Origin of the sequence: Mesorhizobium muleiense (assembly GCF_900099905.1) — a bacterium.
In the GTDB taxonomy this organism is placed as follows: Bacteria; Pseudomonadota; Alphaproteobacteria; order Rhizobiales; family Rhizobiaceae; genus Mesorhizobium; species Mesorhizobium muleiense.
Window position 1 is genome coordinate 92,928 of sequence record NZ_FNEE01000015.1, and the last position, 17,990, is coordinate 110,917.

17 protein-coding genes are annotated in these 17,990 nt (G+C 63.1%); 12 read left to right on the forward strand and 5 right to left on the reverse strand.

The window, feature by feature from the left end; genetic code table 11:
- Positions 1 to 95 precede the first annotated feature (95 nt).
- Positions 96 to 1,934: a PHA/PHB synthase family protein gene (locus BLT09_RS23015; RefSeq protein ID WP_091597065.1), complete on the reverse strand. Its 1,839-nt coding sequence runs from the start codon at positions 1,932 to 1,934 to the stop codon at positions 96 to 98.
- Between the two features lie 172 nt (positions 1,935 to 2,106).
- Between BLT09_RS23015 and BLT09_RS23020 the strand changes: the two genes are divergently transcribed.
- The 5 genes from BLT09_RS23020 to recJ all read left to right on the forward strand — a co-directional run bounded on the left by BLT09_RS23020 (position 2,107) and on the right by recJ (position 8,054).
- The gene (locus tag BLT09_RS23020) at positions 2,107 to 2,424 is read left to right on the forward strand and encodes a hypothetical protein (protein ID WP_329608827.1); all 318 of its coding nucleotides are present in this window, start codon (positions 2,107 to 2,109) and stop codon (positions 2,422 to 2,424) included.
- Positions 2,425 to 2,503: 79 nt separating this feature from the next.
- Positions 2,504 to 3,721 carry an LL-diaminopimelate aminotransferase gene (locus tag BLT09_RS23025; protein ID WP_091597074.1) on the forward strand — a complete coding sequence of 406 codons (1,218 nt, stop codon included), beginning with the start codon at positions 2,504 to 2,506 and terminating at the stop codon, positions 3,719 to 3,721.
- Positions 3,722 to 3,768: 47 nt separating this feature from the next.
- Positions 3,769 to 5,082 carry a homoserine dehydrogenase gene (locus tag BLT09_RS23030; RefSeq protein WP_091597078.1) on the forward strand — a complete coding sequence of 438 codons (1,314 nt, stop codon included), beginning with the start codon at positions 3,769 to 3,771 and terminating at the stop codon, positions 5,080 to 5,082.
- A gap of 142 nt (positions 5,083 to 5,224) precedes the next feature.
- A complete protein-coding gene (glpX, locus tag BLT09_RS23035) occupies positions 5,225 to 6,208 on the forward strand; it encodes a class II fructose-bisphosphatase (RefSeq protein WP_091597081.1) in 984 nt (327 codons plus the stop codon).
- 61 nt (positions 6,209 to 6,269) lie between these two features.
- A complete protein-coding gene (gene recJ, locus BLT09_RS23040; protein WP_091597084.1) occupies positions 6,270 to 8,054 on the forward strand; it encodes a single-stranded-DNA-specific exonuclease RecJ in 1,785 nt (594 codons plus the stop codon).
- Between the two features lie 34 nt (positions 8,055 to 8,088).
- On the opposite strand, the gene BLT09_RS23045 is transcribed toward recJ, so the two are convergent.
- The 3 genes from BLT09_RS23045 to folE all read right to left on the reverse strand — a co-directional run bounded on the left by BLT09_RS23045 (position 8,089) and on the right by folE (position 10,385).
- A complete protein-coding gene (locus BLT09_RS23045; protein WP_091597087.1) occupies positions 8,089 to 9,057 on the reverse strand; it encodes a patatin family protein in 969 nt (322 codons plus the stop codon).
- A gap of 84 nt (positions 9,058 to 9,141) precedes the next feature.
- Positions 9,142 to 9,612: a phosphoribosyl-AMP cyclohydrolase gene (gene hisI / locus BLT09_RS23050; protein WP_091597090.1), complete on the reverse strand. Its 471-nt coding sequence runs from the start codon at positions 9,610 to 9,612 to the stop codon at positions 9,142 to 9,144.
- Between the two features lie 137 nt (positions 9,613 to 9,749).
- Entirely contained in the window at positions 9,750 to 10,385 is a 636-nt protein-coding gene (gene folE, locus BLT09_RS23055) for a GTP cyclohydrolase I FolE (RefSeq protein WP_027156261.1), read from the reverse strand.
- 240 nt (positions 10,386 to 10,625) lie between these two features.
- On the opposite strand from folE, the gene BLT09_RS23060 reads away from it, so the two are divergent.
- From BLT09_RS23060 to BLT09_RS23080, 5 genes are all read left to right on the forward strand, one after another.
- Complete coding sequence (locus BLT09_RS23060) at positions 10,626 to 11,072, forward strand: iron-sulfur cluster assembly scaffold protein (RefSeq protein WP_027156262.1); 447 nt, start codon at positions 10,626 to 10,628, stop codon at positions 11,070 to 11,072.
- Positions 11,073 to 11,079: 7 nt separating this feature from the next.
- Positions 11,080 to 11,457 carry a membrane protein insertion efficiency factor YidD gene (gene yidD / locus BLT09_RS23065; RefSeq protein WP_027156263.1) on the forward strand — a complete coding sequence of 126 codons (378 nt, stop codon included), beginning with the start codon at positions 11,080 to 11,082 and terminating at the stop codon, positions 11,455 to 11,457.
- A gap of 124 nt (positions 11,458 to 11,581) precedes the next feature.
- Complete coding sequence (blaOXA, locus tag BLT09_RS23070; protein WP_091597093.1) at positions 11,582 to 12,421, forward strand: class D beta-lactamase; 840 nt, start codon at positions 11,582 to 11,584, stop codon at positions 12,419 to 12,421.
- A 165-nt stretch (positions 12,422 to 12,586) separates the two neighbouring features.
- Positions 12,587 to 14,563, forward strand: a complete 1,977-nt coding sequence (thrS, locus tag BLT09_RS23075; protein ID WP_091597096.1) for a threonine--tRNA ligase — start codon at positions 12,587 to 12,589, stop codon at positions 14,561 to 14,563.
- Between the two features lie 102 nt (positions 14,564 to 14,665).
- Entirely contained in the window at positions 14,666 to 15,604 is a 939-nt protein-coding gene (locus tag BLT09_RS23080) for a lysophospholipid acyltransferase family protein (RefSeq protein ID WP_091597099.1), read from the forward strand.
- A 48-nt stretch (positions 15,605 to 15,652) separates the two neighbouring features.
- On the opposite strand, the gene BLT09_RS23085 is transcribed toward BLT09_RS23080, so the two are convergent.
- Complete coding sequence (locus BLT09_RS23085; protein WP_091597101.1) at positions 15,653 to 16,618, reverse strand: hypothetical protein; 966 nt, start codon at positions 16,616 to 16,618, stop codon at positions 15,653 to 15,655.
- A 155-nt stretch (positions 16,619 to 16,773) separates the two neighbouring features.
- On the opposite strand from BLT09_RS23085, the gene BLT09_RS23090 reads away from it, so the two are divergent.
- Together BLT09_RS23090 and BLT09_RS23095 are read left to right on the forward strand one after the other, a co-directional pair.
- On the forward strand, positions 16,774 to 17,358 hold the full coding sequence (locus BLT09_RS23090; RefSeq protein ID WP_091597104.1) for a nitroreductase family protein: 585 nt from the start codon (positions 16,774 to 16,776) through the stop codon (positions 17,356 to 17,358).
- Complete coding sequence (locus BLT09_RS23095; protein WP_091597107.1) at positions 17,359 to 17,967, forward strand: flavin reductase family protein; 609 nt, start codon at positions 17,359 to 17,361, stop codon at positions 17,965 to 17,967. It begins immediately after the preceding gene.
- Positions 17,968 to 17,990: the final 23 nt, after the last annotated feature.

Genomic DNA, 17,990 nt, shown 5'->3' on the forward strand with positions numbered 1-17,990 from the left:
TCGACGGCTAGAGAAGAATCGGGAGTGCTTAAGGGTTGACGAACCCATTTCGCCCTCTTTTACCGGCGCGTCAACTCACCACACATTACAGAAGGTTACACACGCACCTTGACATAGGTGCCTGGCGCATCGCCCAGGGTTTTCATGTGCTTGCCGGGTTTGCGGGCCGGCACGCGGGTGTCGTCCTCCTTGGCCTCGATCCAGCGTTGCCAGTGCGACCACCAGGAGCCGGGATGGTTGGTGGCCTTGGCGAGCCACTCGTTGAAGTCGCCGGTTGGCTTGCCGCCGGTCCAGTAGTGATATTTCTGCGCAGCCGGCGGATTGACGACGCCGGCGATGTGGCCGGAGCCGGCCAGGACGTAGTCGACCTCGCCGCCGAAATATTTCGAACCGAGGAACACCGAAAGCGCCGGCGCGATATGGTCTTCCTTGGAGGCGAGGTTGTAGACCGGGATGGTGACATCCTTCAGCGATACCACGCGGCCCGCCAGTTCCATCTCGCCTTGCGAAAGCCTGTTCTCGAGATAGCAATTGCGCAGGTAGAAGGAATGGTTGGCTGCGGCCATGCGGGTCGAATCGGCGTTCCAGTAGAGCAGGTCGAAGGGCAGGGGATCCTTGCCGCGCATGTAGTTGTTGACGACATAGGGCCAGATCAGGTCGCCCGAGCGCAGCATGTTGAAGGCGGTCGCCATCTTGGTGCCGTCGAGATAGCCTTTCTCGTTCATCGCCTTTTCGACGGCCGCGACCTGCTCCTCGTCGACGAACACTTTCAGGTCGCCGGCATGGGTGAAATCGACCTGCGTGGTGAAGAAGGTGGCCGATTTGATGCGGTGGTCGCCTTCCTGCGCCAACAGCGCCAGGGCGGCTGCCAGAAGCGTGCCGCCGACGCAATAGCCGACGGCGTTGACGTCCTGTTCGCCGGTGGCCTTTTCGATCGTGTCCAGGCCGTATTGCAGGCCCTCTCTGATATAGGCCTCCCAGCTCTTGGTGCCGTGCCGCTCGTCCGGGTTGATCCAGGAGATGACGAAGACGGTGTGGCCCTGCTCGACCGCCCAGCGAATGAAGGATTTTTGCGGGTTGAGATCGAGAATGTAGAATTTGTTGATCCATGGCGGACAGATCAGCAGCGGTCGCTTGAGCACGGTCTCGGTCGCCGGATCATATTGCAGGATCTCGGCGACGTCGCTGCGGCCCACCACCTTGCCGGGTGTCGTGGCCAGGTTCTTGCCGATCTCGAAGGACGAATAGTCGGCCTGCCTCAGTTTCAGGTCGCCCTTGCCGGCGGCGATGTCCTCGGCCAGCATCTTCATGCCGCGCACCAGGTTTTCGCCATTCGAGGCGATGGTCTCGCGAAACAGTTCCGGGTTGGTCAGGACGAAATTCGACGGCGAAATGGCGTTGGACACCTGCTTGACGTAGAAACCGGCCTTGTGGCGGGTGTGCTCGTCCAGGCCATCGGCGTGTTCGACCAGGTCGTTCGCCCAGCGCGAGGTGACGAGATAGGCCTGCTTGAGGAAATCGAAGAAAGCGTTGCGGCCCCATTCCGGGTCCTGGAAACGCTTGTCGCCGGGCTCGGGCTTGAACGCGCCTTCGGCGTCTTCGCCGCCGTCGCTGAGGCGCTGGATGGAGTTGGCCCAGACGGTCATGTAGCCGGAGAACAGCCGCGTTTGCGCCTCCAGCGCGCGCTGCGGATCGGAAAGCCAGTATTCGCTGAGCTTGGAGAAGGTTTTCACCATATCGACGACCGGCTCGGCGACATGGTCGCGCACGTCGCCTTTCTCGCGCGGCTCGGCCCATGCGGAAGCCGCCTTGCCGGCCTGCTCGATCATGCGCGCCATGTTCAAGGCGAAGCGCTCCGGATCCTTGACCAGATATTGCTCGACGGTCGAAGGCCGGTCATCTTCCGCTTTGCCCGAATTGGGTGTTTTGGACATGGTTCGCGGGGTTCCTCCCGAAGCGTTTTCTTGACATAGTATCATGGCACATCCAACAGGGTCCAACGCGCTCTATCTTGGCTGCCCGGGAAACAATATGACGACTGATACTGGCAAGACTGTTTTTTCTGGCACTGGTCGTTTTTGCCGCACAGGCGCGGCGGTCGTCTTTTTGGCGATCGCCGGCTGTTCGAGCACCAACATCGAGGGCACCACGCCTGTCGCGGCTACCGACGGGCCGAAGAACACCGGCACCTATCCGAACCTGAATATCCCGCCGCAGGCGGCGGCGGAACAATTCACCGAGACGGAAAAGAACGCCAAGCTCGCCCAGTTGAAGGCGGAGGCACAGGCGCAGGGCTCAAAGGGCGGCGCGGTCAAGGTCGCGAACCCGGCGGCGCTGAACACATTGGCGAAGCAGCACGGCGCCGATGCGCTGAAGCAGATCGAAGCCAAATGCGATCCCGCCCTCGACCCTACCTGCAAATAGGATTATATCGCGCGACCGACAACCACCTTTGCCAAAACCACTTTGACCGTCTGGAATTGAACCCACCACTGGAAACGACATGGAAGAATTTCACAAGGTCCGCCGGCTTCCGCCCTACGTCTTCGAGCAGGTCAACCGGCTGAAGGCCAGTGCCCGATCGCGCGGCGCCGACATCATCGACCTTGGCATGGGCAATCCGGACCTGCCGACGCCCAAGGCCATCGTCGACAAATTGTGCGAGGTCGTGCGCGACCCGCGCACGCATCGCTATTCATCGTCGCGCGGCATTCCGGGCCTGCGCCGCGCCCAGGCCAATTACTATGCCCGCCGTTTCGGCGTGAAACTCGACCCGGACACGCAAGTGGTGGCGACGCTGGGCTCGAAGGAGGGCTTCGCCAATATGGCGCAGGCGATCACCGCGCCCGGCGACGTGATCCTGTGCCCAAACCCGACCTATCCGATCCACGCTTTCGGCTTCATCATGTCTGGCGGCGTCATCCGCTCGTTGCAGGTGGAACCGGACGACGGCTTCATTCCGGCGCTGGAGCGCGGCATCCGCCATTCGATCCCGAAGCCGCTGGCGTTGATCCTCAATTATCCGTCGAACCCGACGGCGCAGGTCGCCTCGCTCGATTTCTACAAGGAGGTGGTGGCCTTCGCCAAGAAGAACGACATCATCATCCTGTCTGACCTTGCCTATTCGGAAATCTATTTCGACGGCAATCCGCCGCCCTCGGTGCTGCAGGTGCAGGGCGCGATCGACGTGGCGGTCGAGTTCACCTCGATGTCGAAGACCTTTTCGATGCCCGGCTGGCGCATGGGTTTTGCCGTCGGCAACGAGCGGCTGATCTCGGCGCTGACCCGGGTGAAATCCTATCTCGACTACGGCGCCTTCACGCCGATCCAGGTGGCGGCGGCGCATGCGCTCAACGGCGACGGCGCCGATATCGCCGAAGTGCGCGACATCTACCACAAGCGCCGCGACGTCATGGTCGACGCCTTCCGCCGCGCCGGCTGGGTCATCCCGGCGCCGGCAGCGTCGATGTTCGCCTGGGCGCCGATCCCGGAGCCGTTCAAGCATCTCGGCTCGCTCGAATTCTCCAAGCTTCTGATCGAGCACGCCGACGTGGCGGTGGCGCCGGGCGTCGGCTTCGGCGAGCATGGCGACGATCATGTGCGCATCGCGCTGGTCGAGAACGAGCACCGGATCCGGCAGGCGGCGCGCAACATCAAGCGCTTCCTGGCGTCCAGCGCCAAACAGCCCAACAATGTGGTGCCGCTCGCCGCGCATCGTTGAGTTGCCACAGATCACATCGACCAAATTCTTGAGGGGCGTCGCCGGACATGGCTGAAGCGTTGCGTGTTGGAATCGCCGGTCTCGGCACCGTCGGCGCGTCGGTGGCGCGCGTGCTGCGCGACAAGGCGGCGGAACTGACGCGGCAATGCGGCCGCGAGGTCGTCGTGACGGCCGTTTCGGCCCGCGATCCCAAACGCGACCGCGGCGTCGATCTCGGCGCGGCCAAGTGGTTCGAGGATCCGGTAGCAATGGCGCAGACCGCCGAGATCGATGTCTTCGTCGAACTGATCGGCGGCGACGAAGGGCCGTCGCGATCATCCGTGAAAGCGGCGCTTGAAGCCGGCCGCCACGTCGTCACCGCCAACAAGGCACTGCTCGCCAAGCATGGCGTTGCGCTGGCCGAGATCGCCGAAAGGAAGGGCGTTCTGCTCAATTACGAGGCGGCGGTGGCGGGCGGCATTCCGGTCATCAAGACGATGCGCGAGGCGATGGCCGGCAATTCGGTGACCCGCGTCTTCGGCATCCTCAACGGCACCTGCAACTACATCCTGACCCGCATGGAAGCCGAGGGCCTGTCGTTCGACGACTGCCTGAAAGATGCGCAGCGGCTGGGCTATGCCGAGGCCGACCCGACCTTCGACATCGAGGGCCACGACACCGCACACAAACTGTCGATCCTGACCAGCCTTGCCTTCGGCACGAGGATCGCCGCCAACGACATCTATATGGAAGGGATTTCCAACATCAGCCAGGCCGACATCCGCGCCGCCGGCGACCTCGGCTACCGGATAAAGCTGCTCGGCGTCGCCCAGCGCACGGAAAGCGGTATCGAACAGCGCGTGCACCCGACCATGGTGCCGACGGCCTCGGTCATCGCGCAGGTGCACGGCGTCACCAATGCGGTGGCCATCGAAACCGATATCCTTGGCGAGCTTTTGCTCTCCGGTCCCGGTGCCGGCGGCAACGCCACGGCATCGGCGGTGGTCGGCGACATTGCCGACATTGCCAAGAGCCGGCCCGGCTTCCAGCACGGTCCGGTGTTCGGCCTGCCGGCGAAGGAATTGCGGCCGTACAAGAAGGCGCAGATGCGCAGCCATGCGGGCGGCTATTTCATCCGGCTGACCGTGCATGACCGCATCGGCGTCTTTGCCGCCATCGCCAAGCGCATGGCCGACAACGAGATTTCGCTGGAATCGATCGTGCAGCACGCCGCCGGGCCGGATACCGCCTTGCAGAAAACAGTGATCCTCGTCACCCACGAGACGACGGAAGCGGCGGTCCGCAGGGCCGTCGACGGCATCACCAGGGACGATCATCTGACCGACAAGCCGCAGGTCATCCGCATCGAGCGGGCGGAATAGGCGTATCTCTTTTCTCCTTCAATCGTTTGATATCGTTGTGTTTTCAAAAAAGACCCGCTGAGGTCTTGCTGTTGTCATGGAGCTTTGACACAACCGGCGCGCCCCTGGCGGGAGGCAATGCGCCAACGAGGATTGTCCACCGATGAACGTTGCCCAGAACATCGTCGCCGGCCTTGACCGGATACTCACCATGGAACTGGTGCGCGTCACCGAACGGGCCGCCGTTGCGGCAGCCAGATTGCGCGGACGCGGCGACGAAAAGGCCGCCGACCAGGTCGCGGTCGACGCGATGCGCGAAGAGCTCAACCGCCTCGCCATCAATGGCACGGTGGTGATCGGCGAAGGCGAGCGCGACGAGGCGCCGATGCTCTATATCGGCGAAGAGGTCGGTTCCGGCAAAGGCCCAGCGGTCGATATTGCGCTCGATCCGCTCGAAGGCACGACGATCTGCGCCAAGAACCTGCCCAATGCGCTGGCGGTCATCGCCATTGCGGAAAAGGGCAGCCTTCTGTTCGCGCCCGACGTCTACATGGACAAGATCGCCATTGGCCCGGGTTATGCGGACGGCGTCATCGACATCGATGCCGCGCCGGCCGAAAACATCGCCAGCCTGGCCAGGGCCAAGGGCGTGGCGGTGTCGGAGATCACCGCCTGCATCCTCGACCGGCCGCGCCATGGCGCGCTGATCGAGGCGGTGCGCGCCACGGGCGCTGCGATCCGGCTGATCGGCGATGGTGACGTCGCCGGCGTCATCCATACCACCGATCCGGACGAAACCGGCATCGACATCTATCTCGGCACCGGCGGCGCGCCGGAGGGTGTGCTGGCGGCGGCAGCACTACGCTGCACCGGCGGCCAGATGCAGGGGAGGCTGATCCTCGACACGCCGCAAAAGGAGGCACGCGCGGCGAAGATGGGCATTTTGGATCCGAAGCGGGTCTACCGCGCGCAAGACATGGCGCGCGGCGACGTGCTGTTCGCAGCAACCGGCGTCACCGACGGCAACATGCTGGCCGGCGTCAAGTTCGGCCGCAATTTTATCACCACGCATACGATCGTGCTGCGCTCGTCGTCGCGCACCGTGCGCGAGATCAAGGCCAGGCACCAGGATCTGGAAAAGTTTTGATTCCCGACTCGGCTGGCCGTCGCATATTGTGAGCAATGATAATCCGCAGACGGCGCGTCGCATGACGGGCGAAAACCGTATCTTCCTCGATGTCAGGCAGTCGGCATCAGGTGTTTCCTGGGAACACCGGTTGACCGAGCGGCAGGACATGACCGCGCTTGCCATAGCGCAAGGCTATGGCGTGCCGGACATCGTTGCGCGCGTGCTTGCCGGGCGCGGCGTGACCGCCGAGCATACCGAGCGGTTCCTTGATCCGACCATCCGCGATCTTTTGCCCGACCCGGCGTCGCTGACCGACATGGACAAGGCCGCCGCCCGCATCGCCGGGGCAGTCGTCGCCAGGGAAAAGGTGGCGATCTTCGGCGACTACGATGTCGACGGCGCGGCCTCGTCGGCGCTGCTCAAGCGGTTCCTCACGCATTTCTCGGTGCCTGCGGAGATCTACATACCGGACCGTATCTTCGAAGGGTACGGCCCCAATCCGGAAGCGATGCGCGAACTCGTCTCGCGCGGCGCGACGCTGATCGTCACCGTCGATTGCGGCACCAACAGCGCCGTCTCCGTCGGCGCGGCGAACGCTGCCGGCGCCGATGTCGTGGTGCTCGATCATCACCAGCTCGGCGGTCCGCTGCCGGCAGCGGTTGCGGTCGTCAATCCCAATCGCGAGGACGACCTTTCGGGGCAGGGCCATCTTTGTGCCGCCGGCGTCGTCTTCCTGGCGCTGGTGCAGACGGCGAAGATCCTGCGCGGCCGGTTGCCGGACGCCGCACCGCCGGACCTGCTCGGTCTGCTCGACCTCGTTGCCCTGGCCACCGTTTGCGACGTGGTGCCGCTGACCGGCGTCAACCGCGCCTTCGTGGTCAAGGGACTGCAGATCGCACGCCAGCAGCGGAACGAAGGCTTGGCGGCATTGGCGCGGGTCTCGCGCATCGGCGAGCCGGTCAGCACCTTTCATCTGGCCTATCTGATCGGGCCGCGCATCAATGCCGGTGGGCGCATCGGCGACGCAGCACTCGGCAGCCGCCTGCTCGCCACCGACGATCCCGTCGAGGCCCGCACCATCGCCGAGACGCTGGACCGACTCAATCAGGAGCGGCAGCAGATGGAACTGGAAATGCTGGCCGCGGCACGGGTCGAGGCCGATGCCGAGCTTGCCGGCGGCAACGGGCCAGCCATCGTCGTCACCGCCAGCTCCAACTGGCATCCGGGCATCGTCGGCCTGCTGGCCTCGCGGCTCAAGGACCATGCGCGCCGACCGGCTTTCGCCATCGCCTTCAACGCCAATGGCGTCGGCACCGGGTCGGGCCGTTCGGTGTCGGGCTTCGATCTTGGCCGGCTGGTGCGCGAAGCGGCCATTGCCGGGCTGATCGTCAAGGGCGGCGGCCATGGCATGGCGGCCGGCATCACAGTGGAGCGGGCCAAACTTGGCGCGCTCAGGGCCTTCTTCGAGGAACGAGCGGCGGCCGAGGTGTTCCGCCTGCAAGGCGAGGAAAGCCTGGCGATCGACGGCGCGCTGGCCGCCGAAGGCGCAACGCTTGGCCTGCTCGATGCGCTGGAGAAAGCCGGCCCGTTCGGCGCCGGGCATGTCGCACCGGTCTTCGCGCTGCCGCGCCATCGCCTTGCCGATGCGAGGCCGGTCGGCACCAATCACATCCGCGCCGAGTTGCAGTCGGAGAGCGGTGGACGCATCCAGGCGATCGCGTTTCGCGCCGTCGATACGGCGCTCGGCGAATTCCTGTTCAAGAACAGGGGCAGGCCGGTGCATGTCGCCGGTTCGCTGTCGGGCAATCACTGGAACGGCAATCGCACGGTGCAGTTCCGCATCGTCGATGCCGCGCGCGCCTGAGAATCGCTTCCCGATTCTGCCGCGCGGATCGCGTTTAAGCCAGAACCGCCTGCAGGCGGGCCAACTCGTCGATCTGGGCCATCGTCACCTGATAGCCGATGCGAATCGCCTCGTCGGCGCGATGGAATTCGGTCAGGCCGATGTGGCTGAGTTTTGGCTGCAGCGACATATCGGGCGGGTCGCCGGCAAGTCGCGCCCGCGAAATGCGATCCTGGATGATGTTGAAGGCTTCGACCATAACGCCGGTGATGCCGAGCCGTGTTTGGTACTGGTGCCCTGTGTTGATCAGGCCGGGCCTTGGCGCGTCCTTCTCGACGACCAGTTCGCCGGCGCTGTGCTTGATGACGGCGGCGCGGCCGAACAGATCGTAGTGAAGGTTCACCGCGACCACGAGCGGCTGCTCGTAGGCGCGGCAGACCGAGACCGGGACCGGATTGACCAGCGCACCGTCGACCAGCACGCGACCGTTGCAACTGACCGGTTCGAATACGCCGGGCAGGGCATAGGAGGCGCGCATGGCGGTGATCAGCGAGCCGCCCGACAGCCAGATTTCATGGCCGGTGCGGATCTCCGTGGTGACGCAGACGAAAGGTTTTGGCAGATCCTCGAAACGGATGCCGGCCATGTGCTCGCGCAGCCGTGCATCGAGCTTCATGCCGCCGAACAGTCCGCTGCCGCGCAGGTTGAGATCGAGAAGACCAAAAATGCGCCGCTTGGTCAGGCTTCTGGCGAATTCTTCCAACTCATCCAGCTTGCCGGCAAGGTAACAGCCGCCGACCAGCGCGCCGATCGAAGTGCCGGCGATCATCGACACTTCGATGCCGGCTTCGTCGAGCGCGCGCAGCACGCCGATATGGGCCCAGCCACGCGCGCAGCCGCCGCCCAGCGCCAGCGAAATGCCTGTTTTCCTGGCGGGGCTCTTTTCGGATGCACCGGCGGACGATGACAGGCCATTGGCCTCCCGAACGTCTGGTCTGTTATGCAATGACGCCCATTCGAGCATCACAATCTCCCTTGTCCCGCGGCTAGCGTATCGGCGGGCCGTATCGAAATCATGAATATACGTGATTGCAGTTCGGCGAATGGTTCAAATAAATGGTTCATGAGGCTTTCGATACGTTTCTTGCGTATCGAACAGCGGCTTGCTGCCATCGTTGGCAAGCGTCCCCTTGCCGTCGATCAGTCCCACCGTCCGATAAAAGCAGGAACGCCGGCCGGTGTGGCAGGTTGCGTCGTGGCCCATCACTTTGACGCGCAGCCATATTGCGTCCTGGTCACAATCCGTGAGCATCTCGACGATTTTCTGGACATTCCCGGACGTTTCGCCCTTCTTCCACAGTGCGCTGCGCGAGCGCGACCAGTAGTGGGCGATGCCGGTTTCCAGCGTCAGCGCCAGCGCTTCGGCGTTCATATGCGCGACCATCAGCAGCATGCCGTCTTCGGCATCGGTGACGACGACGGTGACCAGGCCGCCGGCATCGAAGCGCGGCGAAAAGACCGTGCTTTCTTCCAGTGTTTTCTTGTCTGATGGAGCTTTCGGAAATTCCACTGCCGACATCGCGGTCCTTGTTCAGAACCTCGCCCAGTCCGATCGGATCGGAATGGGCGAGGCTCTGTCTTGTTGTTTGGCCATGATCTGATCCGAGAACCGGTTCTCATTTCTCGCGACCATGGCTGGCGGCCGGCGAGGCTCGTTCAGCCCCTGCCGCCGCGCACCATGGTGACGAAACGGACCTGTTCCTCGGGCGTGTCCTTGAAGACGCCGGTGAAGGTCGAGGTTAGCGTCGTGGAGCCTTCCTTGCGGATGCCGCGCATCGCCATGCACATATGCTCGGCTTCGAGCATGACGGCGACGCCGCGCGGATTGAGCACATCCTGGATGACGCCGGCAATCTGTGCGGTCATCGCTTCCTGGGTCTGCAGGCGCTGGGCAAAGATATCGACGACGCGGGCGATCTTCGACAGGCCGACGACCTTGCCGTCCGGCAGATAGCCGACATGCGCCTTGCCGATGATCGGCACCATGTGGTGCTCGCAATGCGAATGGAACGTTATATCCTTGACGAGGACAAGGTCGTCATAGCCGGCGACTTCCTCGAAGGTGCGGCCGAGCTCTTCGGCCGGACACTTGTCGTAGCCGCCGAACATTTCGCGATAGGCCTTCACCACACGCTTTGGCGTATCGACCAGGCCCTCCCGGTCCGGATTGTCGCCGGTCCAGCGCAACAGCGTGCGAACAGCGGCCTCGGCTTCGGCTTCGGTCGGCCGATCGGTGACCGGCTTTTCCATATAGGCGGACGAGGGCATGAATTTCTTGATGACGGCATCCATAAAGGCGTCTCCCGTAGTTCCCCTCTCAGGAGGAACGAGTTGAACGGACCACGACCTTTCGGGTGTTAGAAACGTGCCCTGTTTCCAGCCCGTAAGCGGCGTGAAGTGATTTGAGCAGGGACGCGGTCGTTGGTTGCCTTGTCCATACCCGAGTACCAGCATTATATATGATCGTTGCGAGCGAAAGGAAGACCGTCAGCGGCAATCGCTGTTCGCTTGGCGGCGACGGATTGGAAAAATATGATCGACGACGTCTACAATGCGAAAATTCTGGGATTTGCCGGGAATATCGCGCGGATCGGCCGGCTCGACCATCCCGATGCAACCGCGCGCGCGCATTCCAAGCTGTGCGGCTCGACCGTGACCGTCGATCTGAAGATGGATGACGGCGTCGTCACCGATTTCGCCCATGACGTCAAAGCCTGCGCGCTTGGCCAGGCGTCGTCCTCGATCATGGCGCAGCATGTCGTCGGCGCCAGCGCGGATGAATTGCGCAGCCTTCGCGAGACCATGCTGAAGATGCTGAAGGAAAACGGCGCGCCGCCGCAAGGCCGCTTCGCCGACCTCAGATATCTCGAGCCGGTGCGCGACTACAAGGCGCGCCATGCCTCGACCATGCTGACCTTCGATGCGGTGGTCGACGCGATCGGCCAGATCGAGAAGAAGCGCGCCGAACAGGCGGCGTAGCCGTCAAATGGCCACGGATCACACGCATCAGAGGCCGCGATACACGCGCAACTGGCCAGGTCCCTGGCGCAAGACGCCCGGCCGAATTTTGGGCACCTCGCTCGTGCGTTTTTATCAGCTGACGCTGTCCGGCTTTGTCGGCAATTCCTGCCGGCATTTGCCGACCTGCTCCGAATACGCGCACGAAGCGATTGCCCGCCATGGGCTATGGGCCGGCGGCTGGATGGGTTTGTTCCGCGTGCTGCGCTGTGGGCCGGGCGGAACGCATGGCATCGACCGGGTGCCGGAGGTGCTGACCGAGCGCTATGTCTGGTTCATGCCCTGGCGGTACTGGCGGATCGGAAAAAAGCGCAGTGATCCGGAAACCGATGCCGGTGGGGCGTAAGCTCTGCAAACAGAGCAGGATCTTTACGATTTGCTAGGGTTAACCGCACGTTGCCGATTTAAGACAAAATCGAGACAAGACGCCTCGCTAAGCCGCTCCTGCCAGCCCTCAGGAGAGATTCCAAATGCGCCAGATCGACCGCCGTCCATTCGTTTTCGCCTTGGTTCTCTACCTGCTGGGATGGCTTTTCGGTTTTCCGATCGGCGCTCAATCGGCGCCGCTGGAGGAGGTCGAATGCACGCTGATCCTGGATGCTGCAAGCGGTGAAACGCTGTATCGGGAGGGGGTCTGCGACCAGCGCTTCAGTCCCGCCTCGACTTTCAAGGTCCCACTGGCCCTGATCGGCTATGATTCGGGAATCCTGAGCGACGAGCACACGCCGGCCTGGGACTACAAGCCCGAGTTCAAGGCGGTCAAGAGGGACCAGAAAACCGTCGACCCGACGATCTGGGAAAAAGACTCGGTGCTGTGGTTTTCGCAGGAAATCACCCGCCGGCTCGGCAGCAAGCGGTTTGCCGGCTACGTCTCGAAATTCGACTACGGCAATACCGATATTGCCGGCACTGCCGGCAAGAATGACGGCCTCACCCGGTCCTGGGTGAATCCTTCGCTTGAGATATCGCCGGTCGAACAGGCAAACTTCCTGCGCCGCCTGCTTGCCGGCGAACTGCCGGTTTCGGACAAGGCCCACGCGATGACCAGGGCGATCCTGCCGACCTTCCGGTCAGGTGGCTGGACGGTGCAGGGCAAGACCGGGACCACCAGGCTTGGCGAAAGCGCCGACAAGGGCCCGCTTGGCTGGCGCTCGCTTGGCTGGTTTGTCGGCTGGGCCAACAAGGATACGCGCAGCATCGTCTTTGCCCGCCTGGTAATCGATACGAAACGTTCCGATACGCCGAAGGGGCCTCAGGCGCGGACGATGTTCCTGAAAGAGCTGCCGAATCTCATCAACAACAGCAAGTGATCGGCCATTCGCCTTTACGGCACGAAAATCTGCCCATAAAAGACTGCCGCCGGACGCATCCGGCTTTTTACTTTATGCATGTCGTCGGCCAAAAACCGCTGCACACTTTTGGGCGACATGCATTCACCACCCGCGCTCGTTTGCGGGACTGGATAGGAGAATTTTATGCTGAATTCCGTTTCCGTGACATTTCCCGATGGCTCCGTCCGCGACTACGAAGCGGCGATGACCGGCGCCGGCCTGGCGGAATCGATCTCGAAGTCGCTGGCCAGGAAGGCGGTCGCCTACTCGATCGATGGCGTGGTGCGCGATCTTTCCGACCCGCTCGGCAAGTCCGGCAAGGTCGAGATCATCACCCGCGAAGACCCGCGCGCACTGGAGCTCATCCGACATGACGCAGCGCACGTGCTGGCCGAAGCCGTGCAGGAATTGTGGCCGGGCACGCAGGTGACCATCGGCCCGGTGATCGAGAACGGGTTCTACTATGATTTTGCCCGCAACGAGCCGTTCACGCCCGACGATTTCCCGGTGATCGAGAAGAAGATGCGCGAGATCATCGCGCGTAACAAGCCGTTCACCAAAGAGGTCTGGTCGCGCGAGAAGGCGAAGAAGATCTTCGCCGACAAGGGCGAGCGCTACAAGCTGGAACTGATCGACGCCATTCCCGAAGATCAGGACCTAAAAATCTATGCGCAGGGCGATTGGTTCGACCTCTGCCGCGGCCCGCATATGGTCTCGACCGGACAGATCGGCAGCGCCTTCAAGCTGATGAAGGTGGCTGGCGCCTATTGGCGCGGCGATTCGAACAACCCGATGCTGACCCGCATCTACGGCACGGCCTGGGCCGATCAGGCGCAGCTCGATGCCTATCAGACCATGCTGGAGGAAGCCGAAAAGCGCGACCACAGGAAGCTCGGCCGCGAGATGGACCTGTTCCATTTCCAGGAGGAGGGGCCGGGCGTCGTCTTTTGGCATGCCAAGGGCTGGAGACTGTTCCAGAACCTGGTCAACTACATGCGCCGCCGCCTCGACGAGCAGGGCTATCAGGAAGTCAACGCGCCGCAAGTGCTCGACAAGAGTCTGTGGGAGACGTCAGGTCACTGGGGCTGGTACCGGGACAATATGTTCAAGGTGACGGTTGCCGGCGACGACACCGACGACGACCGGATGTTTGCACTGAAGCCGATGAACTGCCCCGGCCACGTCCAGATCTTCAAGCACGGTCTGAAGTCCTACCGCGATCTGCCGGTAAAACTTGCGGAATTCGGCAATGTGCATCGCTATGAGCCGTCCGGCGCGCTGCATGGGCTGATGCGCGTGCGCGGCTTTACCCAGGACGATGCCCACATCTTCTGCACCGAGGAACAGCTCGCCGACGAGTGCATCAAGATCAACGACCTGATCCTGTCGACCTATGCCGATTTCGGCTTCGACGAAATCACCGTCAAGCTGGCGACGCGTCCCGAAAAACGGGTCGGCACCGACGCTATGTGGGATCATGCCGAGGGCGTGCTGCAGGACGTGCTCGACAAGATCGCAGCGCGGTCGGGCAACCGGATCAAGACCGGCGTCAATCCGGGCGAGGGCACGTTCTACGGGCCAAAATTCGAATATGTGCTGAAGGACGCCATCGGCCGCGATTGGCAATGCGGGACCACGCAGGTCGATTTCAACCTGCCGGAACGGTTCGGCGCCTTCTACATCGGCTCGGATTCGGAAAAAAAGCAGCCGGTAATGGTGCATCGCGCCATCTGCGGCTCGATGGAGCGCTTCCTCGGCATCCTGATCGAGAACTATTCCGGCCATTTCCCGCTGTGGTTCGCGCCGCTGCAAGTGGTGGTTGCAACGATCACCTCCGATGCCGACGACTACGCGCAAAAGGTCGTCGCGCAGCTGAAGGCGGCCGGACTGTTGGCGGAAGCCGATCTTCGCAACGAGAAGATCAACTACAAGGTCCGCGAGCACAGCCTGGCCAAGGTTCCGGTCATCCTCGTCTGCGGCAAGCGCGAGGCGGAGGAAGAGACGGTCAACATCCGTCGGCTCGGCTCGCGCGACCAGGAGTCGCTTGGCCTTGGCCAGGCAGTGGCAATGCTTGCCGAAGAGGCGGTGACGCCCGACCGCAGGCGCAAACGAGTGGCCTGAGTTCAGCCGGATTGTCGACGAAATGGCGGTGGAGCGATCCACCGCCATTTTCAGATACCCGCCAATTCATACGCTTGTCACGCCAGCCTAGTAACGAGCCTCATGCTCAAGCTGAAGATGCGCGAAAGACCGTTTCCCGAGCTTTCCTATGCCAGCCCGCATCAGCCGGCATTGACGCGCTGGTTCATCCACTCCATCGAAGGCCTGTCCGGCCGCGACCGCTTCGCGGCGCTCTATGACTTTTGGCGCAGCCATGTGGCGCCGAGCGGCGAGCGCGTGTTCAGCCGCATGCTGGAGCTGATCGATGTCAGGGTGCGGACCACCGGCCAATGGCCGCCGGAAAAATTGCCTGACACGCCGCTGGTGATCGTCGCCAACCACCCGTTCGGCATCGGCGACGGCATTGCGGTGCTGTCGCTGGCCGAGCAGCTTCAGCGCCCGTTCCGTGTCATGATCCACAAGGATCTGCTCAAGATCCGCGAGATGGAGCCCTATTCGCTGCCGATCGACTTTTCCGAGACCAAGGACGCGCTCAGGAACAACATGGCGGTGCGCCATGAGGCGGTGCGGCTGCTGAAAGACGGCGTCATCATCGTCGTCTTCCCCGCGGGCGGCGTCGCCACCGCGCCGAAAGGTTTTGGCCGGGCGCGCGACCTGCCGTGGAAGATGTTTCCGGCCCGTCTCGTTAGGGATGCCAAGGCGTCGGTTGTCCCAATGCACTTTTCCGGCCAGAACGGGCGGCTGTTCCACCTGGTCAGCGGACCCATGAACCTGGCCGAGCGTGACGGGCGCGTCGCGAAGTTCGTCGGCAGGGCTTCGCTGACCCTGCGTACTTCGCTGCTCATCCACGAATTCGGTCGGCTGTCCGGCAAGTCGATCGACGTGCGCGTCGGCGACGTGCTGGGATGGGACGAACTGGAGCAGGTGGGCGACCGCAAGGCTTTGCTCGAGCGGCTTTACCGGGCTGTCTTCGATCTGGCTCCGGCCGAACCGCGCGGCCGCGGCCAGTTTCTGCCGCAACGCATGCGTAACGCGGCTTGATCGGCAATCATACGCTGCTGGACCGGTTCCCGCACAGGGTTCGGACGTCTAGTCCGCGCCTTCCTGAGGATCGATCGCCGAGGCCTCCGTGGCCAAAACCTGTATTTCCTGGTTCTGCCCGGCCACGACCGTAAAATCTTTCTGGTAGATGCGGTCGCGGTTCTTGGCGATGATGGTGTAGTCGCCCTCGGCAAGCACCATCGAAGCAAAGGCGCCGACGGTTTCCTGGATGGGGTCGCCGGATTCGTTGAGCAACGACCAGGAGGTGTCGGCGATCGCCTCTCCGCCCGGCTCGCGCACCAGCTTCATGGTCATCTCCGCCGCACGATGCTCGACGGCTGCTTCGGTCAGCTTGCCGGCCTCGACGCGGATGTCGGAGCGGATGACCGCATTCACCGAGCCATAGGTCGAGACGACGTGATAGACGCCCGCGTTCAGCCGCACGACGCTGTTCGGCTCGACGTCGGGTATGATCAGGGCGCGATCGTGATTGGCTTCGGCCTGGCCTTCATAGATCGAAAAGCGCAATTTCTTCGGCGGTATGCGCACCCCGCCTGACAGCACGGCGTCGAGCTTGAGTCCGCCGGCATCGAGCACGAGGCTTTCGCGCTTGGCGTCCTTGCCGACGGTGATGCGCTTGGTGGCTCCGGCCCGGCCGTAAGAGGCGTGGACCAGATAGCTGCCGGGCTCGAGCTGGAACACCGCGCTGCCGCCATGGGCGGAAGCGACCATCGGCAGCTTGCCGTCGCCGGTGGCGTCAGGCTTGAAGACGCGCCAGACGATGCCGCGTGTGATGTCGGCGCCCTTGTCGGTCAATTGCGCCGACAGCGTGATCGCCCCGCTGCTCGCCGCTGCCAGCGGTGCCTCGCTTTGTGGGGGCGCATAGTTCGACATTCCGGGAAGTTTCAGATCACCGAGGCCGTCCGCATCCTGCGCGACGGCAAGCGAAACCGGCACCATCAACAGTGCGGCTGCGAGCCAGATCGGGAAAAGTCGCGATGTCCCCTCAAACATGGCTTGCGTTGAAGCCCAAGGCGGTGGCAATTTCAAGGCTCAAAAGTCTGATCAGCTTCTGCTAGAGGCTCTTTGTCGGCGCGCCGCGCCAATGCCCGAGCCGCCCGATGCCCCGATGGTGCGCTTCAGCTTAAATTCCAAGGAGACTTGCGCCCATGGCGTCGCCGATCATCGACTTTCTGCTGACCCGAAATTCCGCGCCGATCCCGGAGTTGAAGGAACCGGCGCCCAGCGACGCTGACATCGCGACGATGATTGCAGCCGCCTCGCGGGTGCCGGACCACGGCCGGCTCGAGCCCTGGCGCTTCATCCTCTACCGGGGCGAGGCGCGCGTCGAGATCGGCAAGAAGCTGGCAGCCCTTGCCGCACAGCGCGAAGGGCCGCTGCCGGAAGGCCGCCATAACCAGGAACTGGCGCGCTTTTCGCGCGCGCCTTTGGTGATCGGCGTGGTGTCGAGCCCGAAGGAGAACCCAAAAATCCCGCAATGGGAGATGTTCCTGTCCGGCGGCATGGCGGCGATGAACCTGATGCTATCAGCCAATGCGCTGGGCTATGGCACCAACATGATCAGCAACTGGTATTCCGACGTGCCGGAGGGCAGGGCGATCCTGGGGCTGGCGCCGCATGAGCGGGTGGTCGGCTTCATCCATATCGGCACCTACCAAGGGCCGGCGCCCGAGCGGCCGCGGCCGGATCCGGCAAAGCTCTATGGCGATTATGCAGGGCCATGGGTGGGCTGAATGTTCTACGAGCCGTCTAAAGGCCACGGGCTGCCGCATGACCCGTCCAAGGCGATCGTGGCGCCACGGCCGATCGGCTGGATCTCGACGGTGAACAAGGCCGGCGAGGTCAACCTCGCCCCCTATTCATTCTTCAATGCGTTTTCGACGCGGCCCTTCATCGTCTGGTTTTCATCCGAAGGCGAGAAGGACAGCGCCACATTCGCCGAAGAAACCGGCGAGTTCGTCGCCAATCTCGTCAGCCGCGATCTCGCTGAAAAAATGGTCCGCACCGCGGTCGATGCGCCGCGCGGCGTCACCGAATTCGACTATGCCGATCTCGCCATGGCGCCGTCGCGGCTGGTTGCGCCACCCCGCGTGGCGGCGGCGCCCGCGGCGCTTGAATGCCGGGTGACGGAGATCATGCGTCCAAAGGCGCTGGACGGGACACCGACCGGCGCCATCGTCGTCGCCGGCGAAGTCGTCGGTGTGCATATCGACGACGCCTTCCTGAAAGACGGCATCTTCGATATCGTCAGGGCGGGCAATGTCGGCCGTCTCGGTTATATGGATTATGCCAGCGTCAGCGAGATATTTTCAATGAGCCGGCCTCGCTGGAGAAAGGATTAGAACCTGATCTCCGATGGATCGGG